The organism is Pantoea sp. Acro-807 (assembly GCF_011752675.1).
Lineage (GTDB): Bacteria > Pseudomonadota > Gammaproteobacteria > Enterobacterales > Enterobacteriaceae > Pantoea > Pantoea eucrina.
The window spans coordinates 103,536-125,482 of sequence record NZ_VWXE01000005.1; the positions used below are offsets into that span (position 1 = coordinate 103,536).

General features: G+C 58.9%; 17 protein-coding genes. 10 read left to right on the top strand and 7 right to left on the bottom strand.

What is annotated here, in order from left to right; translation table 11 throughout:
* Positions 1-33: 33 nt before the first annotated feature.
* Complete coding sequence (locus F3J39_RS13205) at positions 34-1,578, top strand: PAS domain-containing methyl-accepting chemotaxis protein (RefSeq protein ID WP_094111311.1); 1,545 nt, start codon at positions 34-36, stop codon at positions 1,576-1,578.
* 3 nt (positions 1,579-1,581) lie between these two features.
* Here F3J39_RS13205 and F3J39_RS13210 read toward each other — a convergent pair whose 3' ends face one another.
* Positions 1,582-2,538: an AraC family transcriptional regulator gene (locus F3J39_RS13210; RefSeq protein WP_094111312.1), complete on the bottom strand. Its 957-nt coding sequence runs from the start codon at positions 2,536-2,538 to the stop codon at positions 1,582-1,584.
* 105 nt (positions 2,539-2,643) lie between these two features.
* On the opposite strand from F3J39_RS13210, the gene F3J39_RS13215 reads away from it, so the two are divergent.
* Complete coding sequence (locus F3J39_RS13215) at positions 2,644-3,831, top strand: MFS transporter (RefSeq protein ID WP_094111313.1); 1,188 nt, start codon at positions 2,644-2,646, stop codon at positions 3,829-3,831.
* 131 nt (positions 3,832-3,962) lie between these two features.
* Complete coding sequence (locus F3J39_RS13220) at positions 3,963-5,603, top strand: dihydroxyacetone kinase subunit DhaK (protein WP_094111314.1); 1,641 nt, start codon at positions 3,963-3,965, stop codon at positions 5,601-5,603.
* Positions 5,604-5,678: 75 nt separating this feature from the next.
* Here the strand turns inward: F3J39_RS13220 and sbmA are convergent, their stop codons facing one another.
* Positions 5,679-6,929 (bottom strand): peptide antibiotic transporter SbmA, encoded by a 1,251-nt coding sequence (sbmA, locus tag F3J39_RS13225; protein ID WP_094111315.1) that lies wholly within the window; start codon positions 6,927-6,929, stop codon positions 5,679-5,681.
* 296 nt (positions 6,930-7,225) lie between these two features.
* Between sbmA and F3J39_RS13230 the strand changes: the two genes are divergently transcribed.
* The 4 genes from F3J39_RS13230 (at position 7,226) to yjdN (ending at position 11,669) form a co-directional block, all read left to right on the top strand.
* Positions 7,226-7,954 (top strand): gluconate 2-dehydrogenase subunit 3 family protein, encoded by a 729-nt coding sequence (locus F3J39_RS13230; protein WP_094111316.1) that lies wholly within the window; start codon positions 7,226-7,228, stop codon positions 7,952-7,954.
* Positions 7,955-7,956: 2 nt separating this feature from the next.
* On the top strand, positions 7,957-9,741 hold the full coding sequence (locus F3J39_RS13235) for a GMC family oxidoreductase (RefSeq protein ID WP_071668433.1): 1,785 nt from the start codon (positions 7,957-7,959) through the stop codon (positions 9,739-9,741).
* A gap of 11 nt (positions 9,742-9,752) precedes the next feature.
* A complete protein-coding gene (locus tag F3J39_RS13240; protein WP_039382082.1) occupies positions 9,753-11,069 on the top strand; it encodes a cytochrome c in 1,317 nt (438 codons plus the stop codon).
* Positions 11,070-11,231: 162 nt separating this feature from the next.
* On the top strand, positions 11,232-11,669 hold the full coding sequence (yjdN, locus tag F3J39_RS13245) for a VOC family metalloprotein YjdN (RefSeq protein WP_039382083.1): 438 nt from the start codon (positions 11,232-11,234) through the stop codon (positions 11,667-11,669).
* Between the two features lie 54 nt (positions 11,670-11,723).
* Here yjdN and F3J39_RS13250 read toward each other — a convergent pair whose 3' ends face one another.
* From F3J39_RS13250 to F3J39_RS13260, 3 genes are all read right to left on the bottom strand, one after another.
* Positions 11,724-12,587 (bottom strand): nucleoside-specific channel-forming protein Tsx, encoded by an 864-nt coding sequence (locus F3J39_RS13250; RefSeq protein ID WP_039382084.1) that lies wholly within the window; start codon positions 12,585-12,587, stop codon positions 11,724-11,726.
* Positions 12,588-13,626: 1,039 nt separating this feature from the next.
* The gene (locus F3J39_RS13255; RefSeq protein WP_071669147.1) at positions 13,627-14,985 is read right to left on the bottom strand and encodes a HAMP domain-containing sensor histidine kinase; all 1,359 of its coding nucleotides are present in this window, start codon (positions 14,983-14,985) and stop codon (positions 13,627-13,629) included.
* On the bottom strand, positions 14,982-15,641 hold the full coding sequence (locus F3J39_RS13260) for a response regulator (RefSeq protein ID WP_039382093.1): 660 nt from the start codon (positions 15,639-15,641) through the stop codon (positions 14,982-14,984). The genes F3J39_RS13255 and F3J39_RS13260 overlap by 4 nt, the downstream gene beginning before the upstream one ends.
* A 177-nt stretch (positions 15,642-15,818) precedes the next feature.
* On the opposite strand from F3J39_RS13260, the gene F3J39_RS13265 reads away from it, so the two are divergent.
* From F3J39_RS13265 to F3J39_RS13275, 3 genes are all read left to right on the top strand, one after another.
* Positions 15,819-16,187, top strand: a complete 369-nt coding sequence (locus tag F3J39_RS13265) for a helix-turn-helix domain-containing protein (RefSeq protein WP_039382095.1) — start codon at positions 15,819-15,821, stop codon at positions 16,185-16,187.
* An 85-nt stretch (positions 16,188-16,272) separates the two neighbouring features.
* Positions 16,273-17,163 (top strand): LysR family transcriptional regulator, encoded by an 891-nt coding sequence (locus F3J39_RS13270; RefSeq protein WP_071669146.1) that lies wholly within the window; start codon positions 16,273-16,275, stop codon positions 17,161-17,163.
* Positions 17,164-17,271: 108 nt separating this feature from the next.
* Positions 17,272-18,492, top strand: coding sequence for an MFS transporter (locus F3J39_RS13275; protein ID WP_039382099.1), 1,221 nt, complete (start codon positions 17,272-17,274; stop codon positions 18,490-18,492).
* 48 nt (positions 18,493-18,540) lie between these two features.
* Here F3J39_RS13275 and F3J39_RS13280 read toward each other — a convergent pair whose 3' ends face one another.
* Both F3J39_RS13280 and F3J39_RS13285 read right to left on the bottom strand, forming a co-directional pair.
* Positions 18,541-20,919, bottom strand: coding sequence for a glucose/quinate/shikimate family membrane-bound PQQ-dependent dehydrogenase (locus F3J39_RS13280; protein WP_166714299.1), 2,379 nt, complete (start codon positions 20,917-20,919; stop codon positions 18,541-18,543).
* Positions 20,920-21,208: 289 nt separating this feature from the next.
* A complete protein-coding gene (locus F3J39_RS13285; RefSeq protein WP_166714300.1) occupies positions 21,209-21,802 on the bottom strand; it encodes a hypothetical protein in 594 nt (197 codons plus the stop codon).
* Positions 21,803-21,947 lie beyond the last annotated feature (145 nt).

The following is a 21,947-nucleotide window of genomic DNA, read 5'->3' on the forward strand; positions in this document are numbered from 1 at the left end:
GTTTATCAGCCTGAATTGACCAGGGATCTCTGTATGCGCAATAACCAGCCCGTGACACAGCGTGAATTCGTTTTCAATGACGATGCGACGCTGATGTCGACTACCGATCTCAGCAGCCATATTACCTACGCCAACGACGCTTTTATTGAGGTCAGCGGCTTCACGCCGGAAGAGGTAAACGGTCAGCCCCACAACATGGTGCGCCATCCGGATATGCCGCCCGAAGCCTTTGCCGATATGTGGCATACCCTGAAGCAGGGGCAGCCCTGGAGCGCGCTGGTGAAAAACCGGCGTAAGAATGGCGATCACTACTGGGTGCGGGCCAATGCGGTGCCGGTGGTACGCGAAGGATGCGTGCGCGGCTATATGTCGGTGCGGACCAAACCTTCAGCAGCGGAAGTGCAGCAGGCTGAAACCCTGTACCGCGATTTTCGCGAAGGGCGCAGCAAAGGACGCTGTTTTTACAAAGGATTGATTATCGGCAGCGGCTGGCGTCGCGCCACCTCACTGCTGAAAACGCTGCCGCTGCGCTGGCGCATTCGTTCAGCGCTGGCGCTGCTGCTGCCGCTGATAGCGGGCAGCGCCTGGGGGGCAGGCCTGACGGCGCTGGCACTCGGCGGCTTCAGCGTTGCGACGGCCCTCTGCCTGCTGCTGGCGAGCCTCTGGCTGGAGCAGCAAATTTCACGCCCCATCGAGCGGATGTGCCAGCAGGCGCTGAGCGTGGCGACCGGCAACAGCCATAAAGTCGATCAGCCCGACCGCGTGGATGAAATCGGCATGACGCTGCGCGCCATCGGCCAGCTGGGGCTGATGTTCCGCTGGCTGGTGGATGACGTCAGCGGCCAGGCGATCAACGTCCTCAGTGCCAGTGATGCGATGGCGCGCAGTAACAGTGAGCTCTCCCGCCGGACTGAACAGGCAGCCGCTAACGTGCAGCAGACGGCCGCCACCATGAATGAGATGACGGCCACCGTGAAGAGCAACACGGAAACCGCCAGCGAGGTCAATGCGCTGTCGGGCACCACCAGCCACGCTGCTATCAAAGGTGGCGAGGTGATGCAGGAGATGGCAGGCATGATGGGCGATATTGCCGACAGCGCGAAACGCATCGCCAGCATCACCAGCGTGATCGACAGCATCGCCTTTCAGACCAATATCCTCGCGCTCAATGCGGCGGTAGAGGCGGCGCGGGCCGGTGAGCAGGGTAAAGGGTTTGCCGTAGTCGCGGGTGAAGTGCGCAATCTCGCGCAGCGCAGCGCAAAAGCCGCCAGCGAAATCAAAACGCTGGTAGAGACCAGCGCCAGCCGCGTAGCGTCAGGCAACGACTATGCGGCAGCCGCCGGCCGCACCATGCAGGATATTGTCAGCCAGGTGCAGAACGTGACGACGCTGATTGCGCAGATCAGCGCAGCCACCGCCGAGCAGGCCACGGCGCTGAGCGAGGTCAGCACGGCGGTAGAAGATCTGGATGATATCACCCATCAAAACGCCGCGCGCGTGGCTGAAGGCGCAGAAGCCTCAACCCGCATGGCGCATCAGGCGAACCGCCTGGTTGAGGCGATTAGCGTCTTTCGCTAACGCTTATGCCACTTCCCGCCCGGCGCGCAGCGCGCCGGGTGACGTGCCCGTAATCCGTTTAAAGGCGCGGCTGAACGCAGCCAGCGATCCGTAGCCAAGCTCAAACGCAACGCTCTCTACCGCCTCGCCCTGATCAACGATACGCTCTTTCGCCAGCCGCATACGCAGTTCGGTAAGATAGCGCAGCGGCGTCATGCCGGTGGCGTTCTGAAAGCGGGCAGCAAACACCGAGCGCGAGCTGCCGGACGCACGCGCCAGCCGCTCCACCGTCCAGTTTTCTCCCGGCGCACGGTGCATCGCCGCCATCGCCAGGCTCAGGCGCGGATCGCGCAGCGCCTGGACCAGACCGCTGCCGGCGCCGCAGCCGTTCTCTACCCAGCCGCGCACGATCTGCGCGGCCACCACATCCGCCAGCCGCGACAGAATACCGGCGAAGCCCGCTTTGCGCTGGCGGGTTTCCCGCTCCATCGCGTCCAGAATCGGCTGGATTTCCGGATACTGTCCCAGCAGGGTGCTGACCAGCATGACATCCGGCATGGTGTGTACCAGCGGCTGCATACCGCCCAGTTCAAACGCCATGCAGGCGCTGAACAGGATCACATCGCTATCCGCCGGACAGAGATCGGCATCTGCCGCATCGTTGATCGCGCAGACGCTGGGGCAGATGGGCTTACTGTTAAACGTGGTGATCGGTTCACAGTGCGCCGTCTCATCTGAGATCAGCGCATGCGCTTTTCCGTGCGGGATCAGTAACGCATCGCCCGCCTGCAGCGGATAGATCGTACCGGAAGCGGCGCGCAGCAGCAGCGTACCGCGCCCGACAAAATGCAGCTGCGCCCGGCCAGGCGCGTCGTCATACTGCAGGCCAAAAGGCGCATGCAGCGCAATACGCTGATATTTTACGCCGTACAGGCGCATGCCCATCAGCAGCTCGCTGGTTAAATCTTCATAACGGCTCATCGCAATCCAGACGAATTATCAACTAATAAACTTTCTGTATCATAGATCGTCTTACCGCAGCGCTCTATCCTTAGCGAAACTATTTTTTTGTGATGGGGATCGCAAATGAGTCTGGAAACTGAACTGACAGCTGCCCGTGCGGTGGCAGAAAAACCCGCGTGGGGCGCGGTATTTGCCATGGCATTTGGCGTGTTTGGCCTGATCACCGCTGAGTTCCTGCCGGTTAGCCTGCTGACGCCGATAGCCGCGTCGCTGCAGGTCAGCGAAGGTCAGGCGGGGCAGACGGTGACGGTAACCGCGCTGGTTGCGCTGCTCACCAGTCTGGTGATCGGCACGCTTACGCGGCGGTTTGATCGTCGTCTGGTGATGCTGGCATTTACCCTGCTGCTTATCGCCTCGGCGCTGCTGGTGGCGCTGGCGGACAGTCTGCCGATGATCCTGCTGGCACGTGTGCTGCTGGGTATGGCGATTGGCGGCTTCTGGACGCTGTCAACCGCCATTACCATGCGACTGGTGCCGGCGGAGCAGGTGCCGCGCGCGCTATCAATTGTCTTTAGCGGCATCTCGCTGGCGACAATTATTGCGGCACCGCTCGGCAGCTATCTCGGCGATGTGATTGGCTGGCGCAACATTTTTCTGATGACGGGGCTGCTGGGCGTGCTGGCGCTGCTGTGGCAGTTCTTCACGCTGCCGGCAATGCCGCCGGAAAACCGGACGCAAAGCGGCGGCGTGCTTGATCTGCTGCGCCAGGGCGTCATGCGCTGGGGCATGCTGGCGGTGATCCTGATGTTTACCGGACATTTTGCTTTCTTTACCTACCTGCGACCTTATCTGGAGGGCAGCGCGCAGCTTAACGTTAATCAGCTGTCGCTCGCGCTGCTGGCGTTTGGAATAGCTAACTTCTTTGGCACCTCGCTGGCGGGCGTGCTGGTTACGCGCAGCGTCTCGCTGACGCTGACCGGCATGGCGCTGCTGATGAGCGTGACGGCGGTGGTACTCTCCGCAATGGCGCAGCTGCCGTGGCTGGTGGGAGCCGGCGTGGCGCTATGGGGACTGGCATTTGGCTCCATGCCCACCGGCTGGTCAGCATGGATTTCGCGTGCCGTGCCTGATGATGCAGAGTCGGGCGGCGGACTGCTGGTGGCGACCATTCAGCTGGCGATCACGGCGGGCGCGGCGGCCGGCGGCTGGATGTTTGACCTGCAGGGCGCGGGCGGCGTCTTTATGGCAAGCGGCGTCATGATGCTGCTGGCGGCGGTAACCATCTATACGCGCGTCAGGCAGCATGGCTAAGGTGCAGCGGCAGGGCTTTTTCTGATTCAGGGGCGGCGTGTGCCGCCCTTTGCATTTCCGCGCGTTGCTTTGACGGTTTTCTGCACAGATGCGCTACCTTTAGTGACAACTACACCAGGGGGAAAAAAGCGATGAGCCAGTTTTTTATGCATGAAAAGAACGATCTGATTAACGAAGCCATCGAAGGTATTTTACTCAGCACGCCGTGGCGTAACCTGCGTCGTCTCGATTTGGGCGATGATATCCGCGTTGTGGTGCGTTCAGACTGGGATAAAAGCCGGGTGGCGCTGATCTCAGGTGGCGGATCGGGCCATGAGCCGGCGCACGCCGGGTTCGTCGGCAAAGGGATGCTGACTGCGGCCGTCTGCGGTGATATTTTCGCATCGCCCAGCGTGGAGGCGGTGCTTAACGCCATTATCAACGTGACCGGTGACGCGGGCTGTCTGCTGATCGTTAAAAACTATACCGGCGATCGCCTTAATTTTGGTCTGGCGGCTGAGAAAGCCAAAAACCTGGGCTATCACGTAGAACTGGTCATGGTCGAGGATGATATTGCGCTGCCTGAAAACCCGCAGCCGCGCGGTCTCGCCGGCACCGCACTGGTTCATAAGATTGCGGGCTACGCGGCTGAGCACGGGCATTCACTGCAGGAGGTGAAGGCGCTGGCGCAGCGGGCGATTGAGTCTGTTTTCTCTATTGGTCTGGCGTTTGCGACCTGCCATCTTCCGGGTGAGAAGCGCGAAGCGCGCGTGGCGCCAGGCCACAGTGAACTCGGTATGGGGATCCACGGCGAGCCGGGGGTCATTACGCTGGATACGCAGGACAGCGGAAAAATCACCGCTCTGATGACGGATAAACTGGCGCAGGCGCTGCCGGACGGTAAGCTGGCGCTATTGCTTATCAACAATTTAGGCGGTTTTTCGCAGCTGGAGCTGGCGCTGCTGACGCGTGAAGTCCTGCGCACGCCGCTGGCCGCGCGTATTACCCATCTTATCGGTCCCGCTACGCTGGTCAGCGCGCTGGATATGAAAGGCTTTTCACTCTCCGTGCTGGCGCTGGAAGAGCCGTTCCTGCTGGCGCTGCAGGCACCGGTTCAGGTGCAGGGCTGGGTTGCGCCCTATGAGTTTGCGCCCATCAATCTGCAGACGGCAGAGAAAGTCAGCAGCGCGCTCGACTTCGATCCCTCTGAAAATGATGAGGTGGCGGGCTGGATCACGCGCGTTACGCAGACGCTCATCGATCTGGAGAGTGAACTGAATGCGCTGGACGCAAAGGTCGGCGATGGTGATACCGGCTCCACGTTTGCTGCGGGTGCAAAGCGTATTCAGCGCGCGCTGCAGGAGAAGCAGCTGCCGCTGAACGAGCTGCCGACGCTGATCGCGCTGATTGGCGAGCAGCTGGCAGGGGCGATGGGCGGCTCCAGCGGCGTACTGATGTCGATTCTGTTTACCTCCGCCGGACAGCATCTGGAAGAGGGCAGCTCACTGCCGGAGGCGCTGATGCAGGGGCTGGAGCGCATGAAGCACTATGGCGGCGCGCAGCCGGGCGATCGCACGCTGATTGATGCGCTGCAGCCGGCGCTGGAAAAACTGGTAGCGGGCGAATCGCTGACGGCGGCCGCGCAGGCGGCGGCGCAGGGCGCAGAGGCTACGGCGCAGATGAACAGTGCGAAAGCGGGACGCTCAGCCTATCTCAACCAGCAGAGTCTGGATGGGGTAAAAGATCCCGGTGCGTATGCGGTAGAGAAAGTGTTTCAGGTGATGGCAGGCTGAGTTGCCTGCCAGGGTGACACCGCACCAGGCTGCGCCCGCCTTCCCGGCCATGCAGAAGGCGGGCGCAGGATGCCGTTACTCGCCGGCTGGCTCTTTCGCCGCCTCGCGCAGCATCTCCTGATGCGGGATATCCTGCAGGATCTGCTCAAAGCTGCGCAGACGCTTGTAGATAGACATCAGCTCGACCAGCGTCGACCAGGAGGTGATCAGATACTGGAAGGAGGAGCGTACCTGGTCAAACACGTTGAGGATCTGATTCATCAGGCCCAGCGTCAGCGCACCGGCCACGATCGCCGGAAACAGCAGAAACACGCCAAAGACATTATCTACCTGCAGATAGAGAAAACGCGTGACGTTGAAATAGAGGTAGTGGAAGTAGAGCCGGAAATAGTTGTAGCGCACCCGGCTGAACAGCGCCTGCACCGTGGGCGGTGACGCGCGCGACGGATCGTCTTCGCCATAGACCAGCTCTTTACGGTAGGCCGCTTCCACCCGCTGATTGCGGAACTCCAGTCCCGGCAGCTTAATGCCGACCAGCGCCAGCAGCGCGGTGCCGAACACCGACCAGAGAATAGCGGCGATCACCAGGCCATAGGGTATCGAACCGAGAATCGGTATATCTTTCACATGTTTCGACAGCGCCAGCAGCACCGGCAGGAACGCTACCAGCGTCATGATCGCCTTAATAAAGCTGACGCCCCAGTCCTCCAGCGTGGTGGAGAAACGCATCGTATCTTCCTGCACACGCTGTGCCGCCCCCTCCACATGCCGCAGACGCTGCCAGTTGTGCATGTAGTAGCTGTTCATCGCGGTACGCCAGCGGAAAATCCAGTGGCTGATGAAAAAGACGTTGGCGACCAGAATCGTCACGGCGATAAGCGCGATGCCGAGAAAGTCGCTGATTTCGCTGTAAAACTGGTTAATTTGTACGGCACCCGCTTTGGTCAGCGCTTTCTGAATCAGATCGTAAAACGGCTCATACCAGGCGTTGACCGCCACGTTGACCTGGACGTTGAACCAGGTGACAAAGATGATGAGCGCCGTGCCCCAGACCGACCAGCGCTGCCACGGATGGCGATCGATTATCATCCACGCCAGGGCAAACAGCGCAACCGCAGACCAGTAGTAGCCGTAAAACCAGAGCTGGCTGGCGTGAATAAACCGGCTGGCATTGGTAGGCAGCGGCTGCTGCATCGCGGCCTGCAGTGCGGGCCAGCGCGCCGGCAGGTCGCTGAAAAAGCCAAACCAGGCAAAAATAACAAGCACGCTCCAAATCGCTGCCGAGCTGAAAAATGCGCCGGGCCGCGGAAAAAAGGATTTAAACATAAGCACTCCGCTGTGGTGTAGACACGTTTATACCGCTATTTCTGTTTATCTGTCTGTAGTGGGTTGTTTCCGGGCATGACAATTCCATCGCCGGAATGTAAACCAGCGCGGGAAAATGTTAAGTATTTTGTGCGTAATTGTTTCGGAAAACTAAATTCGTTACCGTTTCGGTGTTACAATTGTCATCTTGTTACCGGTAACAAACGTGCTGTATCCCTTAAGTCAAGAATAAAAACCATTACAACGCAACTACTTAACCTTCCATGCCGCATTATATGCGGTACTGAGGCAATGTCATGTCAGAACAAAAAAAGGGTCATTCACGTCGTGATTTCCTGCTGAGGACGATCACCCTCGCACCCGCTATGGCGGTCGGTTCAACCGCCATGGGCGTGCTGGTCGCGCCTGCTGCTGCCAGCGATGCAGCAGCGCCAGCGCAGCCGGCACGCGACTATCAGCCAGGCTGGTTTACCGCCGAAGAGTTTGCCTTCATCACCGCCGCCGTGGCGCGGCTGATCCCCAGCGACGAGCGCGGGCCAGGCGCGCTGGAAGCAGGCGTACCGGAATTTATCGATCGTCAGATGAATACGCCTTACGCCACCGGCAGCAACTGGTATATGCAGGGACCTTTTCACCCGGATATGCCGAAAGAGCTGGGCTACCAGCTGCCGCTGGTGCCGCAGCAGATTTATCGCTTAGGCATTGCCGACGCCAATGCCTGGAGTCAGAAACAGCATGGCAAGGTGTTCGCCAGCCTGAGCGGCGAACAGCAGGATGCGCTGCTGAGCGCCTTCGAAACCGGTAAGGCTGAGTTTGCCCAGCTGCCGGCAAAAACCTTTTTCTCTTACCTGCTGCAGAATACCCGCGAAGGCTTTTTCTGCGACCCGATTCATGGCGGCAACCAGGGCATGGTGGGCTGGAAGCTGATTGGCTTCCCGGGCGCCCGCGCCGACTTTATGGATTGGGTAGAGCGCGGTGAACGTTATCCGTTCCCGTCAGTCGACATTCGCGGAGCGAGGGCGTAAGCGTGGCAAACGAATTAAAACAAGTTGATGCAGTGATTGTGGGATTTGGCTGGGCGGGCGCCATTATGGCGAAAGAGCTGACCGAAGCGGGTCTTAACGTCGTTGCGCTGGAGCGCGGTCCGCATCGCGACACCTATCCGGACGGCTCTTATCCGCAGTCGATTGATGAACTGACCTACAACGTTCGCAAAAAGCTGTTTCAGGACCTCTCTAAAAGCACCGTGACTATCCGTCACGATGCGTCGCAGACCGCGGTACCTTATCGCCAGCTGGCCGCTTTTCTGCCCGGCACCGGCACCGGCGGTGCGGGCCTGCACTGGTCCGGCGTGCATTTCCGCGTCGATCCGGTTGAGCTGAATCTGCGCAGCCACTATGAGCAGCGCTACGGTAAAAGCTTTATTCCGGAAGGCATGACCATTCAGGATTTTGGCGTCAGCTACGATGAGCTGGAACCGTTCTTCGACAAAGCCGAAAAGGTGTTTGGCACCTCCGGCAGCGCCTGGTCAATCAAGGGCAAAGTGGTCAATAACGCGCACGGCGGCAACCCGTTTGCGCCGGATCGCTCCAGCGACTTTCCGCTGCCGGCACAGAAGCGTACTTACTCTGCGCAGCTGTTTGCGCAGGCGGCGGAGTCGGTTGGCTATCACCCTTATGATATGCCGTCAGCGAACACCTCCGGACCCTATACTAATACCTATGGTGCACAGATGGGGCCGTGCAACTTCTGCGGCTTCTGCAGCGGCTACGCATGCTACATGTATTCCAAAGCGTCGCCTAACGTCAATATCCTGCCGGCACTGCGTCAGGAGCCGAAGTTTGAGCTGCGCAACAATTCATACGTTCTGCGCGTCAATCTGACCGATGATAAAAAGCGCGCTACCGGCGTGACCTACCTTGATGGTCAGGGACGTGAAGTGGTGCAGCCGGCCGATCTGGTGATCCTCTCCGCCTTCCAGTTCCACAATGTTCATCTGATGCTGCTCTCCGGGATCGGCAAACCTTATAATCCGATCACTAATGAGGGCGTGGTGGGGCGCAACTTCGCCTATCAGAATCTCTCCACGCTGAAAGCGCTGTTTGATAAAAACACCACCACCAACCCGTTTATCGGCGCAGGCGGGGCGGGTGTGGCGGTAGATGATTTTAACGCGGACAACTTTGATCACGGGCCGCACGGTTTTGTTGGCGGGTCTCCTTTCTGGGTTAACCAGGCCGGCACCAAGCCTATCTCCGGCGTGCCGGTGCCAGCCGGTACGCCAGGCTGGGGCAGCCAGTGGAAAGCGGCGGTAGCCGATACCTATACGCACCATGTTTCCATGGATGCGCACGGTGCGCACCAGTCCTATCGCGCTAACTATCTCGATCTCGATCCCAACTATAAAGATGCGTACGGCCAGCCGCTGCTGCGTATGACCTTTGACTGGCAGGATAACGACATCAAAATGGCGCAGTTTATGATTGGCAAGATGCGCAAGATCACCGAGGCGATGAACCCGAAAACCATTATCGGCTCCGCCAAAGCGCCGGGAACCCATTTTGATACGACCTCCTATCAGACCACACATATGAGCGGCGGTGCGATCATGGGTGAAGATCCGCAGACCAGCGCGGTCAACCGCTATCTGCAGAGCTGGGATGTGCCCAACGTCTTTGTGCCGGGGGCGTCAGCTTTCCCGCAGGGGCTGGGCTATAACCCGACCGGTATGGTCGCTGCACTGAGCTACTGGTCAGCGAAAGCGATCCGCGAACAGTATCTGAAAAACCCGGGTCCGCTGGTACAGGCATAAGGAACATGACGATGATGAAATCAGTTTTGGCCCTGATGCTGGGCACCCTGACGTTCAGCGCGCTGGCTGACGATGTGGCCGCCGAATCACTGATCAAACGCGGTGAATATCTGGCGCGCGCCGGGGACTGCGTGGCCTGCCATAGCGCGGCCGGCGGCAAGCCGTTTGCCGGCGGACTGGCAATGGCGACGCCGATTGGCACCATCTACTCCACCAATATCACACCTGATAAAGCGACCGGCATTGGTGACTACAGCTATGACGACTTTCAGAAAGCAGTGCGTCATGGCGTAGCGAAAAATGGCGATACGCTCTATCCGGCGATGCCTTATCCCTCCTATGCGGTTGTCAGCGACGAGGATATGAAAGCGCTTTACGCTTATTTTATGCACGGCGTGGCGCCGGTCAGCCAGGCGAACAAAGAGAGCGACATTCCCTGGCCGCTCTCCATGCGCTGGCCGCTGGCGATCTGGCGCGGCATCTTTGCACCGGACGTGAAAGCGTTCCAGCCTGCCGCACAGGAAGATCCGGCGCTGGCGCGCGGACGCTATCTGGTTGAAGGGCTCGGACACTGCGGAGCGTGCCATACGCCGCGCAGCATTACGATGCAGGAGAAAGCGCTGAACAACGGTGACGGCAGCGACTACCTTGCCGGCAGCAACGCACCGATTGATGGCTGGACCGCCAGCAATCTGCGCGGTGACAACCGTGACGGGCTGGGCCGCTGGAGCGAAGAGGAGCTGAAGCAGTTCCTGCGCTTTGGCCGTAACGATCACACCGCGGCGTTTGGCGGTATGACCGAGGTGGTGGAACACAGCCTGCAGCATCTCAGCGATGAGGATATCAGCGCGATTGCGAAGTATCTGAAGTCGCTGGGCGCCAAAGATCCGCAGCAGGCGGTATTTACCCCGGATGATACGGTAGCGAAAGCGCTGTGGCACGGCGATGACAGCCAGCCGGGCGCGTCAGTCTACGTAGACAGCTGTGCTGCCTGCCATAAAACTGACGGTTCAGGCTATCAGCGCTTCTATCCGGCGCTGCGCGGCAACCCGGTCGTGATGGCTGACGATCCGGCTTCGCTGATCCACATTGTGCTGGTGGGCGGTACGCTCCCAGGCGTGAAAGGCGCGCCGACGGCCATCACCATGCCGGCATTTGGCTGGCGTCTCAGCGACCAGCAGGTTGCGGATGTGGTGAACTTTATTCGCAGCAGCTGGGGCAACGGCGTTACCACCCGCGTAACGGCTGGCGACGTGGCGAAGCAGCGTAAGGATAAAACGGTACAGCCTTATCAGGGCAGCGCGGATATCCACGCATTAGAGAAGTAAGCGCGCCTGCGGAGCGTTAATTATCCGGGCCTGGTGCCCGGATTTTTTATGGGCGAAAAACAGCGACGGATCAGCCAAAGCCAGCGCGGGCGGGGGCTGAACGCGATCGTCTACACTTAGTGGTGAGTGCAAAAGCTCACTAACTGATAAGCGGAGGGAACGATGCAAGTAAGTCCTTATTTGTTTCTGTATGGTCGCTGTGAAGAAGCCATCGAATTTTACCTGCAGGCCACCGGCGGCAAAGTGCTGCAAAAAATGACCTTCGGCGATAATCCGGAGCAGGGAGAGCAGGTGGGCGATAAATCCGCACCGCCGCTGCCACCGGAAAAAATCATGCATGCACATCTGCAGATTGGTCAGGGCGAGCTGATGCTGAGCGACGGCGATACCAGCAAGCCACCGGCGTCTGAGCACGCGGGTTATGCGGTAAGCCTGGCAACCACTGACGAGAAAGAGGGCAAAGAGTGGTTTGATAAACTCTCTGCTGGCGGCAAAATCACGACCGAATGGCAGAAAACATTTTGGTCAGACGGCTTCGGCATGTTTATCGATAAGTTCAACATTCCGTGGCGTATCAACGTCGTGAAGTCGCAGGATTAACGCCTCTGTTTTTGCCCCTCCGGCACTGCATCCGGCGGGGCAAAACTGCCGCACTTAGAAGTTGTAACCTGCCACCAGATAGTAACCCCAGCCGGTTGATTTCACTTCAAACGGACCATTGCCGAAATTCAGCTCCTGACCATCCGCCCACTGACCGCCGTTATGGAAATAACGCGCAACGGCAGAGACGTGCCAGTGGTCGTAGTTCAGTGATAAAATATGACTTGAGGCAACAGAGTTACTGGTGCGCGAGCGGTCAGATTTATCGCGCAGATCGGAGCCCCAGTCAAAGTTGGTGAAGCCGATATAGCTCAGCTTGCCGCCCCACAGGTCGGTAATTGGCACAAAGTATTTTACCTTGAAGCGGTAACCATCCCAGCTGTTCTCGTTGGCCGCGCCGTAGTTTTCCCACTGATATTTGGCGTAAACGTTAAGCGAGAGGCCGACATCGCTGTGGGTGTCGATATCGGTACCGAGACCCATATACCAGGTGTTCTGCCGGTTGTCGCTGTTGCGGCCCATATCGTAGATATAGTTGTTGGCAAAGAACCACTCTTTAAACGGACCGAATGCCAGGCTGGTGCCCGCCAGCTTGTCGAGCGACAGGCGCGGCTCAATTTCCATAAACAGCGGCGTGCCGTGATCGAAGATGCCATTGGCGTTGCTGTTGCCCGCACCGAAGAAGTTTGGCAAATCGATGTAGCCGTAAAAATCGAACCACTCCTGTTTGGTAAAGGCTTCATATTCCAGGTAGACGTCGTTATTAAACTGCGGCCCGAAACGGGTATGGGTACTGCCCACCACGTTTACGCTCTGATGCCACCAGTCAGACAGATATTGCGGGTCGCTCTCTGCCTGCGCTGCGCCCATTCCGCTACCAATCAGTAATGCACCTGCTATCAACGATTTAAATTTCATTATTGTTTGACCACTTGCTGAGGATCGCCGCAGAGATGCCACGATCGAATGAGTACGTTCCCGGGTATTGAGCAGTATGCGGCGATAACGCGTGCTGACTGCCAGCCTTCAGGCCCGCGTAATGTGCCTGTAACAGAGCGTTAGAAAATAGATTTTCATCACATTTGTCAAAAAGTGTTGCAATAGGATTCAGTTATTTTGTGACAATTGTCACATATTCTATCTGCAGCGAACGGAACTCCGCAACCGTTTACGTGGTCGCGAAGAGATACGATTGGGAGTGGGCGTGGACGCCGGTTCCGTTTGCTACGGGCACCGGTTCCGGGTTAAGCGCCGGTTCCGTTCGCCACAGAGGCGGTTCCGTTCGCCGTCAGCCGTGGCGGCTGCCTGCGCCCCGGCACGGCGATGCTGCACCGGGGCAGGTTCCGTTCGCTACGGGGCCCGGGGGCGGTTCCGTTCGCCGTCAGCGCCGGCAGCAGCCTGTGCCCCGGCGCGGCGACCGGGCAGAGGACGCCTGGCCGCGCCCTCTGCACTCCCCGGCCCTGCGCCAGCCCCGTCCGCCGCTGCGCGGTTCCCCCGGCTGCTGCTTTTTTTCTCTTCAACAAGTGTCTTATGGCTGAAGGTTCTGTAGAGAAGCCTCTGCGCACACCAAACCAAATTTAAAAAAGAAACGAAGAATTTGCAGGCGGGGAGGAGGGGCGCTATCCGCAGCGCCGGGCGCAGAGTGACGGCCAGGGCGAGCCGGCAGGACGCCGGCGAGAGCGCGGGGTGAGCAGGAGCGAATCCGCGCGGTCCGTTAAGGCCGGAGGGATAAGCCCGGGAATTCGCGAGGACGGCGCGGGGCGCGGATTGCTAAGGGGCGCGCCCACCCGCCCCTTAGCCCGTCCGCGTGCGGAGATGCCGCTGAAACTGCCAGAAGCCTGGCGGGCGGAACCCCCTCAGTGCCGCGCACTGCTTAGCGCACCCCTGCGCTGGCGGGCGGAACCCCTCCGGTGCCGCGCGCTGCCGCAATCAGCCCCGCGCGGCTCAGCGCCAGCCCCTATGGCAACGTCACCCGCACCCGCAGTCCGCAGCGCTCGCCCTGAGGGGTAAGACAGTTAGAGAGCGCCACCTGCATCTGATGCTTCTGCGCCACGCTGCGCACAATCGACAGGCCGAGACCGCTGCCCTGCGCCTGCACGTCCGGTGAACGGGTAAAGCGGTCAAACGCCCGCTCAAGAAACGATTCCGGCATACCGGAACCGTTATCGACGATATCGACCACCGTACGATCGCCTGTGCGGTGCAGCAGCACATCGACCAGGCTTCCTTCTGGCGTATGCAGCATTGCGTTGCCGATGACGTTATCAAACAGAGTGCGCAGCTCAGAGCGGCTGGCCTGCAGCCGGTAACGCGTGCTGCCGCTATAGCCGATATCGATGCCGCGCTTATCGGCAACCACCATCAGCTGCTCAATACTCTCTTTCAGCAGATCGTCGAGTTCGATCGTTTCCGCGACCGGCACCGCGGACCGATCCTCCTGACGTGACACATCCAGCAGCTGCGTCACCAGATGACGGGTGCGGCTGACGCCCGCTTCCAGCTGATCAAACTGACGGCGCGCCTCGCCGGGCTGAATATGCTGGCGCAGATTCTCCAGCTGCAGCGTAACGGCGGTGACCGGCGTGCGCAGCTCATGCGCGGCATCCTCCAGAAACTGCCGCTGGGCGGACCAGGCGGCGCGCAGTTTATCCAGCAGCGCATTATAGGCGGCGACCAGCGGCAGCACTTCGTCAGGCAGGCCATCCGGCGATACCGTATGCGGGTGCAGGCTCTCCTGCGCCGCGATCTGCCGGGATGCCACCAGCAGATTGCGCGTAATGGCACGTACGATCAGCCAGATCAGCAGCAGCGACAGCGGCATCATCAGGATCAGCGGGATCACCGCCGAGAGCACGCGTTTTACCATCAGGCTTTTCATATAGCCGATATTGTGCAGCACCTGAACCGTGCCGATTTCACTGCCCGCTTCGCCAGGGCGGGTATAGACGCGCCATTCACAATCGTCACCGCAGTCGCCAAGGCGTAAATCGGACCAGCCGTGCACCGCCTGCAGCGGGGCTTTCAGCGCCGGCCACGAGCTGGCACGCAGCTGATTATGCGTATCCCACAGCTGGACGATGTAAGCGCTTTTGAGCCGGTCCTGATCGAGGATCGTCGGGATCAGCGCGGGCATGGTCTGACTGGCTGACCAGACGTCGGCCACTTTTGCGAGCTGATCGTCCTTCATTGAGCCCATCATGTCGCCGTAGCAGTGGAAAAAGTACCAGGTCACGCCACCAATCATCGCCAGATGCAACAGCACCAGGCTCATCAGCAGCTTATTGCGCAGGGAGCGCAGAAACGTAAAATTTTTCATTGTGCCGGTACCCGCCAGCCAAGGCCGCGCACGTTGCGAATCGCTTCGTTGCCCAGTTTACGCCGCATGCCGTGGATCAGCACATCAACGGCGTTGCTGGTGACCTCTTCGCCCCAGCCATAGATGCGATTCTCCAGCTGTTCGCGTGAAAGGATCGCGCCGGGCCGCTCCAGCAGCGCATAGAGCAGTGCATATTCGCGAGCGGTAAGCTGTTCACGCTGGCCCTTATAGAGCACTTCCCGCGTCATCATATCCAGCTGCACGTCGCCGCTGCCGAGCAGTGAGTCGGCGGCACCGTGGCGGCGTCGGGTGATAGCGCGCATACGTGCCAGCACCTCCTGCAGATCAAAGGGCTTGAGCAGATAATCATCCGCGCCGCTATCCAGCCCCTGAATGCGCTGGGCAACGCTGTCCCTGGCGGTCAGCACCAGCACCGGCGTCATATCACCGCGGGCGCGGGCACGCCGCAATACGTCGATACCATCCTCACGCGGCAGGCCAAGATCGAGCAGCACGCAGGTGTAATTGCTTTCCGACCAGGCGTGCGAGGCAAACCGGCCGTCGCGCACCCAGTCCACCGACCAGCCTGCGGCTTCCAGGGCCTGCTGCAGGTTGGCACCAATCATCTCATCATCTTCTACCAGCAGCACGCGCATGGAGTCTCCTTATCAGTGTGGGGCAGTGTAACGCTGCATTCTTAGCGAAAAATTATCACCGCTGAATTTTACCGCTGCGCGCTTTGCTAATTCTGCGCTAATTCTTCGCTAATTAAGGGATAAATCTCCTGCGCTACAGTGGCTCTTCAGGAACAGTCTGTTAAGCCGGAGGGTGCGATGAATCAGCGAGAGTTTATCCGTAGTTTACTGGAGTGGATTGAAGATAACTTAGGTCACGATCTGCATCTGGATGAGGTGGCGCGTCGATCGGGCTATTCACGCTGGCATCTGCAGCGTCTGTTTCGTCAGCACACCGGTTTTTCACTGGCTGAGTATATCCGCCAGCGCCGTCTGACTGAATCGGCATTAACGCTGCTTAACAGCGACGACGCCATTTTACAGGTCGCCATGAACTACGGTTTTGATACGCAGCAGGCCTACACCCGCACCTTTAAAAATTATTTTCGCATTACGCCAGGCCAGCTGCGTCGTCAGCGTCGCGTTGAGCCGGAGCGGCTGCTGCTGCCTTTTGCCGTCGCCGTATGACCGGCCAGCAGCGGAAAGAAAATCGGGTGCAGAACGGCGCAATACCTTTTAAGCTGCGGGTTATGTTTCTCTGACAGCCGGACCCATGAACCCTGGTGATAATCTGACAGCCATGCTGCTGTTTGCGCACGTGGCGGAGCAACAAAGTTTCAGCGAAGCCGCGCGTATTCTCGGCGTCTCCAAATCCTATGTCAGCCGTGAAATTGCCCGGCTGGAGGTGCGGCTGGGGATCAAACTGCTGCAGCGTACCACACGTCATGTTGCGCTGACCGGCCACGGGCAGGCGTACTACCCATTCTGCCTGCGCATGCTGGATGAGCTGCATCAGGCGGATGCGTTTGTGCAGCAGCTGCACCAGCTGCCGGCCGGCAATCTTCGCCTGCAGGCTCCGGTAACCTTTGGCTGCCAGTGCGTGGCGCCGGTGGTGGACGCCTTTATTCGCCGGCATATTCATCTGCATGTGGATCTGGATCTCACCACCAGCGAAGACCCTCACCCCGATGCCGATGTCGCCATTGTGGTCCGCAGCCGCGCGCCGCAGGGAGGCGCCTGGCGCGAACTCAGTATCATCGACTGGGGCCTTTACGCTACGCCCGGCTACCTTGCCGCGCATCCGCTGATTGATCATCCCCGTACCCTGACGCGCCACAACCTGCTGCTGTTCCACGGGCCGGCCCATACCGCCGCTCTGCCGTTCCGGCGTGATAAGCAGCGGCTGGCGCTGGAGGTGCGCAGCCGCTTCCGCGCTAACAACAGCATGGCGTTGCTTAACGCGGCGCTGGCCGGCGGCGGCATTGCCTATCTGCCCTCCTATATGACGCGTGAGGCGCTGGCGCGCGGCGATATCCAGCCGGTGCTGAGCGACTGGCAAATGGACCGCTTTCACAGCTACCTGCTGCTGAAAGAGCAGCCGCAGCCCTCCTCTCCGGTTACACAGCTTTGCGATGCGCTGATCACCGCACTGCAGGTGCCCTGACTGTTGCTCGCTGGCAACAGTGGCAGGCTGGCAGGTAACTCTCCGGCACCCTCTGTTTTCTCTCTCTCCGCGCAGGTAGCCTGATAAAAACAACCGCCGGGAGAGGGTATGTCACACGCTTCAGTATCATTAACAGCTGAACAGCAACACTGGAAGTGCAACCTGCTGGTCTGCACTCTGGGGTCATTTACCACTATCGTCGCCATGACGCTGCTGCTGCCGTTTCTGCCGATCTATGTTCAGCAGCTTGGGGTTGAGGAGCCGGCGGCGATCGCCCGCTGGTCGGGTGCCGCCTATGCGGCCACGTTTCTGAGCGCCGCGCTGACGGCGCCGCTGTGGGGCCGGCTGGCAGATCGCTACGGACGCAAACTGATGCTGATCCGCGCCAGCCTCGGCATGGCGATAGCCATGTCGCTGATTGGTATGGCCACCGCACCCTGGCAGCTGGTGGCGCTGCGCCTGCTGGCCGGGCTGCTGGGGGGATACGCTTCCGGATCCACGATTCTGGTCGCTGCGCAGACGCCAAAAGCCCACACCGGCTGGGCGCTGGGTATCCTCTCAGCAGGCATTATGGCGGGCAACGTCGCGGGGCCGCTGCTGGGCGGAATATTGCCGCCGCTGATTGGCATCCGTCACACCTTCTGGCTGACGGGCGCGGCGATCTTCCTCGCGTTTCTCGGCACGGCGTGTCTGCTGAAAGAGGCACCGCGGCAGCCCAAAGGCGCAGCCACGGCAGGGCAGGCCGCTGATGAGCCGCCGGCGAATCTTCGGGTGGTGCGACTGATGTGGCTCACGGCCATGCTGATGATGTTTGCCACGATGTCAGTGGAACCTATTATCACGCTCTATATTGCGCAGTTTGTGCAGGGCGAGCACGCGATAACCGTCAACGCCGGGATTGTGATGGCGGCGGCGGCGCTGGGAAGTATTCTTGCTGCGCCGCTGGCCGGGCGGCTGGCGGACCGCATCGGGCACGGGCGAGTATTGCTTGCCGGGCTCGCGGCCAGCGCGCTGCTGCTGATCCCGCAGGCGTTTATCAGCCACGTATGGCAGCTTACCGGCCTGCGTTTTCTGATGGGCGTGGCGCTGGGCGGACTGCTGCCCTGCATTACCGCGCTGATACGCCACCACGTCCCGCAGCAGCAGACGGGAAAAATGCTGGGCTATGCGACCTCGGCACAGTATGCCGGGCAGGTGACCGGACCGCTCTGCGGCGGGATCGTGAGCGGAGCGTTTGGTATGCAGCCGGTGTTTCTGCTCACCGCGCTGATGATGGCGCTGTGTGCTTTACTGGTACGCGGCGTGGTGCAGGAGAGACAGAGCGCATAAAAAAGGCGGGCCACCGGCCCGCCTGATTTATTCTGCTGTTACGAAAGGTTATTTCGTATCAGGCAGCGCATAGGCAACCACGTAGTCGCCCAGTTTGGTGCCAAACGAACCGTGACCGCCAGCTGCAATGACAACGTACTGCTTGCCGTTCGCTTCATAGGTCATCGGCGTTGCCTGACCACCGGCTGGCAGACGCGCCTGCCACAGCATTTCACCGGTGTTGGTATCAAACGCACGCAGGTAGTTATCTGCCGTTGCGCCGATAAAGGCAACGTGTCCCGCCGTGGTGATTGGGCCGCCCAGCATAGGCATACCCATCTTAAACGGCAGCGGCAGAGGCGCGCTGTCGCGCACGGTACCAATGCGTTTTTTCCACACGGTTTCGTTGGTTTTCAGATCCACCGCAGAAATATAACCCCAGGCTGGCTGTTTGCACGGCAGGCCGAAAGGTGACAGGAATGGATTCAGCTCAACGCCAAACGGCACGCCATACTGTGGCTGCACGCCGGTTTCAGTACCGGAGCCGCCTTCCGCACCTTTCGGTGGCTCAGCCGGGTTGCCCGGTCCGCGTGGGATCAGCTTCGAGACAAACGGCAGCGCCATTGGGTTAGCGATGGCAATCTGACGATGTGGATCAACGGCGATACCACCCCATTCAAACATACCGAGGTTACCCGGGAAGACCAGCGTACCCTGTTCAGACGGCGGCGTGAACGGACCGTCATAGCGCAGGCGCTTGAAGATCACGCGGCACACCAGCTGGTCGAACATCGTCGCGCCCCACATATCCTTGTCAGTCAGATTCTGCTTAGGACGGTAGGTCAGCTCAGAGTAAGGCTGCGTCGGTGATACGTGGTCACCTTTCGCTGCGCCCTGCGGAACCGGGGTTTCCGGTGCCGGTACAACCAGCTTGCCGTTGCGGCGATCCAGCACAAAGATGTTACCGGTTTTCGCCGGCGCGTAGATCACCGGAACGGTGTTGCCATCTTTGTCGGTGATATCAGCCAGCGTCGGCTGAGAAGGCAGGTCCATATCCCACAGGTCGTGATGCACGGTCTGATAAGACCAGACCAGCTTACCGGTGGTGGCATTCAGCGCCAGAACGCTGTTCGCATAACGCTCCTGCTCAGGCGTACGGTTGCCGCCCCAGATATCCGGGGTAGAGACGCCCATTGGCAGATAAACGATATCCAGTTTCGGATCGTAAACCGCCGGTGCCCATGAGTTCGGTGAATTCAGGGTGTAGGTGTGCTCATCTTCCGGAATCGCGTTAGGATCTTTCGCGCCCGGATCGAATGCCCACAGCAGTTTGCCGGTGTTGACGTCAAAGCCGCGGATGACACCTGATGGCTCACGGGTAGAGTAGTTATCGGTTACGGCACCGGCGATCACGATAGTGGTATCGGTGATAATCGGTGGTGAGGTCGGTTCATACTGACCAGGGGTGGTAACCGGCTGCTTGTGCTGCAGATCCAGCTCACCGTTGTTACCAAATGCCGGGCAGCGTTCGCCGGTTTCCGCATCCAGAGCAAACAGACGACCATCATTGACCGGCATATAGATGCGACGTGCGCAGAGTGCCGGCTGAGTTGCCGCGCTATCCGCTGCTGCAGGGGTTTCATGATAGGAAACGCCGCGGCAGGTGATGTGCTGGAAGGTCGGATTCTGCTTCAGAGCCGGATCAAACTTCCACTTCTGTTTACCGGTTGTAGCATCCAGCGCAAAGAGGATTTGATGCGGTGAGCAGAGATAGAGCGTGTCGCGGATTTTAATCGGCGTCACTTCATCAGTGATTTCACCCGGATCGTTAGCATTTTTCAGATCGCCGGTCTGGAACTGCCAGGCAACCTGCAGCTCTTTGACGTTGCTGGCATTGATCTGCTTCAGCGGAGAAAAGCGGGTACCCTGCTGATCGCGCGCGTACGCCGGCCAGTCAGCATCAGCAATATTGCTGATAGGCTGAGTCTGCGGGGTGGTCGCTGCAGCGGGCAGCTCGCCATTCAGCTCCTGCGGATCGTGGAAAACAGCCCACGCCAGAACCAGTACGCTGGCAATCAGCGCCACCAGCATCGCGCCTCTGCCGGCAGGATTGAACGTGCGATAGACGAAAGGCAGGATCAGCCAGATACCGAAAATCACCAGTACATCGGTGCGCGGTGCCAGCGCCCAGAAGTCAAAGCCGACTTCCCATACGCCCCAGATCAGCGTGCCAAGCAGCAGCAGCGCATACAGCAGCAGCGCGGCGCTGCTGCGACGCCAGAGCAGAACAGCGGTGATCAGCATCATCACACCGCCAATAACGTAGTACCAGGAACCTCCAATGGTGGCTAACCAAATGCCACCAACCAGCATAAACGCGCCCGTCAGCAGTGCGAACAGCACCGTGAGCAGGCGGATTACGCCAAAAGATGAGGAAGCTTTCCCCATAATATTGACCTCTTTCTTTGCCATAGAAAAACAAAGGAAACAACGCTTCAGGCTGTTTCCCGACATAGAGTACGAAGTGAGCAGAAATGTTCACGCAGCGTTCTTCCGTGACGCCAGATGATCCCTTTGCGTTAAATTTTATCTTAAAAACGTTAACGAGTTTGCTTTTTTTAGCGGTTTTAACTCTGTCGGACCAAATCACACGACATTTTATGGCGGAATAGCGGCGTTAATTCCGATCAAATCAGGTGGCTGCGCCGCGAAGTAGCAGATTGTGTAAACGGTTACCCTAAAAAAGCGTGCCGGGTGTGCGCTGCTGCTGCCAGCCGCTTAACTGCAGGCGCTGGTAATGTTCGCTATTCAGCGTCAGCTGTGCGGTGCGTAATATAACGTCTGCTTCTCTTTCTCTCAGAGACTCAATTAAAAACGGAAAGCTGAACTTGAGGTAATTATCGTTAAAAAAATCCTCGGATAAAACCACACCGCTAAATGGAAACGCCACGATCTTTTTCCACTCTGTTCCCGGCGGCGCGAGATCGCACAGCCAGAATGAGAAGTGGTGCGCAACGGCAAGCAGAGAGGCACCACCCTGTAGCAGCCCTGCATAATCAATTGCCAGACGGACGTGGGCAGCCTGCAGCATCGGATAATTTTCCGGGGCACGTAAAAATTCCATCAGGCTATTTCCCGCCAGCGGAATAATTATTAGTTCAGGGGTATCAGGCAACTGATTATGCAAAGCAATTATGTTATGTCCATTAAGTAATGTATCAGCGTCCTGCTCGCAATGCATAAAGGGTGCTGAATAACACACGCCGCACAGCGTGTTGTCAAAGCGATGAATACGCTCAGTAACATAAGGATTATAAGTACTGTTTTTCATGTATCTCTGCAAAAAAATTATTAACCGGAAAGATATGTTTTATTATAAATGCGTGTTATGACTGAAATTTACCGGCGGCTAATATAGATCGAAAGAGAGTGTTAAATCACCTTTTTTTACCTGTCTCTGATACAGAGATATTCCT

Excerpts from the sequence above, each read along its gene's own strand:
- F3J39_RS13205 (WP_094111311.1), top strand. The coding sequence starts at position 34 with ATGCGCAATAACCAGCCCGTGACACAGCGTGAATTCGTTTTCAATGAC.
- F3J39_RS13210 (WP_094111312.1), bottom strand. The coding sequence starts at position 2,538 with ATGAGCCGTTATGAAGATTTAACCAGCGAGCTGCTGATGGGCATGCGC.
- F3J39_RS13215 (WP_094111313.1), top strand. The coding sequence starts at position 2,644 with ATGAGTCTGGAAACTGAACTGACAGCTGCCCGTGCGGTGGCAGAAAAA.
- F3J39_RS13220 (WP_094111314.1), top strand. The coding sequence starts at position 3,963 with ATGAGCCAGTTTTTTATGCATGAAAAGAACGATCTGATTAACGAAGCC.
- sbmA (WP_094111315.1), bottom strand. The coding sequence starts at position 6,929 with ATGTTTAAATCCTTTTTTCCGCGGCCCGGCGCATTTTTCAGCTCGGCA.
- F3J39_RS13230 (WP_094111316.1), top strand. The coding sequence starts at position 7,226 with ATGTCAGAACAAAAAAAGGGTCATTCACGTCGTGATTTCCTGCTGAGG.
- F3J39_RS13240 (WP_039382082.1), top strand. The coding sequence starts at position 9,753 with ATGATGAAATCAGTTTTGGCCCTGATGCTGGGCACCCTGACGTTCAGC.
- yjdN (WP_039382083.1), top strand. The coding sequence starts at position 11,232 with ATGCAAGTAAGTCCTTATTTGTTTCTGTATGGTCGCTGTGAAGAAGCC.
- F3J39_RS13250 (WP_039382084.1), bottom strand. The coding sequence starts at position 12,587 with ATGAAATTTAAATCGTTGATAGCAGGTGCATTACTGATTGGTAGCGGA.
- F3J39_RS13255 (WP_071669147.1), bottom strand. The coding sequence starts at position 14,985 with ATGAAAAATTTTACGTTTCTGCGCTCCCTGCGCAATAAGCTGCTGATG.
- F3J39_RS13260 (WP_039382093.1), bottom strand. The coding sequence starts at position 15,641 with ATGCGCGTGCTGCTGGTAGAAGATGATGAGATGATTGGTGCCAACCTG.
- F3J39_RS13265 (WP_039382095.1), top strand. The coding sequence starts at position 15,819 with ATGAATCAGCGAGAGTTTATCCGTAGTTTACTGGAGTGGATTGAAGAT.
- F3J39_RS13270 (WP_071669146.1), top strand. The coding sequence starts at position 16,273 with ATGAACCCTGGTGATAATCTGACAGCCATGCTGCTGTTTGCGCACGTG.
- F3J39_RS13275 (WP_039382099.1), top strand. The coding sequence starts at position 17,272 with ATGTCACACGCTTCAGTATCATTAACAGCTGAACAGCAACACTGGAAG.
- F3J39_RS13280 (WP_166714299.1), bottom strand. The coding sequence starts at position 20,919 with ATGGGGAAAGCTTCCTCATCTTTTGGCGTAATCCGCCTGCTCACGGTG.
- F3J39_RS13285 (WP_166714300.1), bottom strand. The coding sequence starts at position 21,802 with ATGAAAAACAGTACTTATAATCCTTATGTTACTGAGCGTATTCATCGC.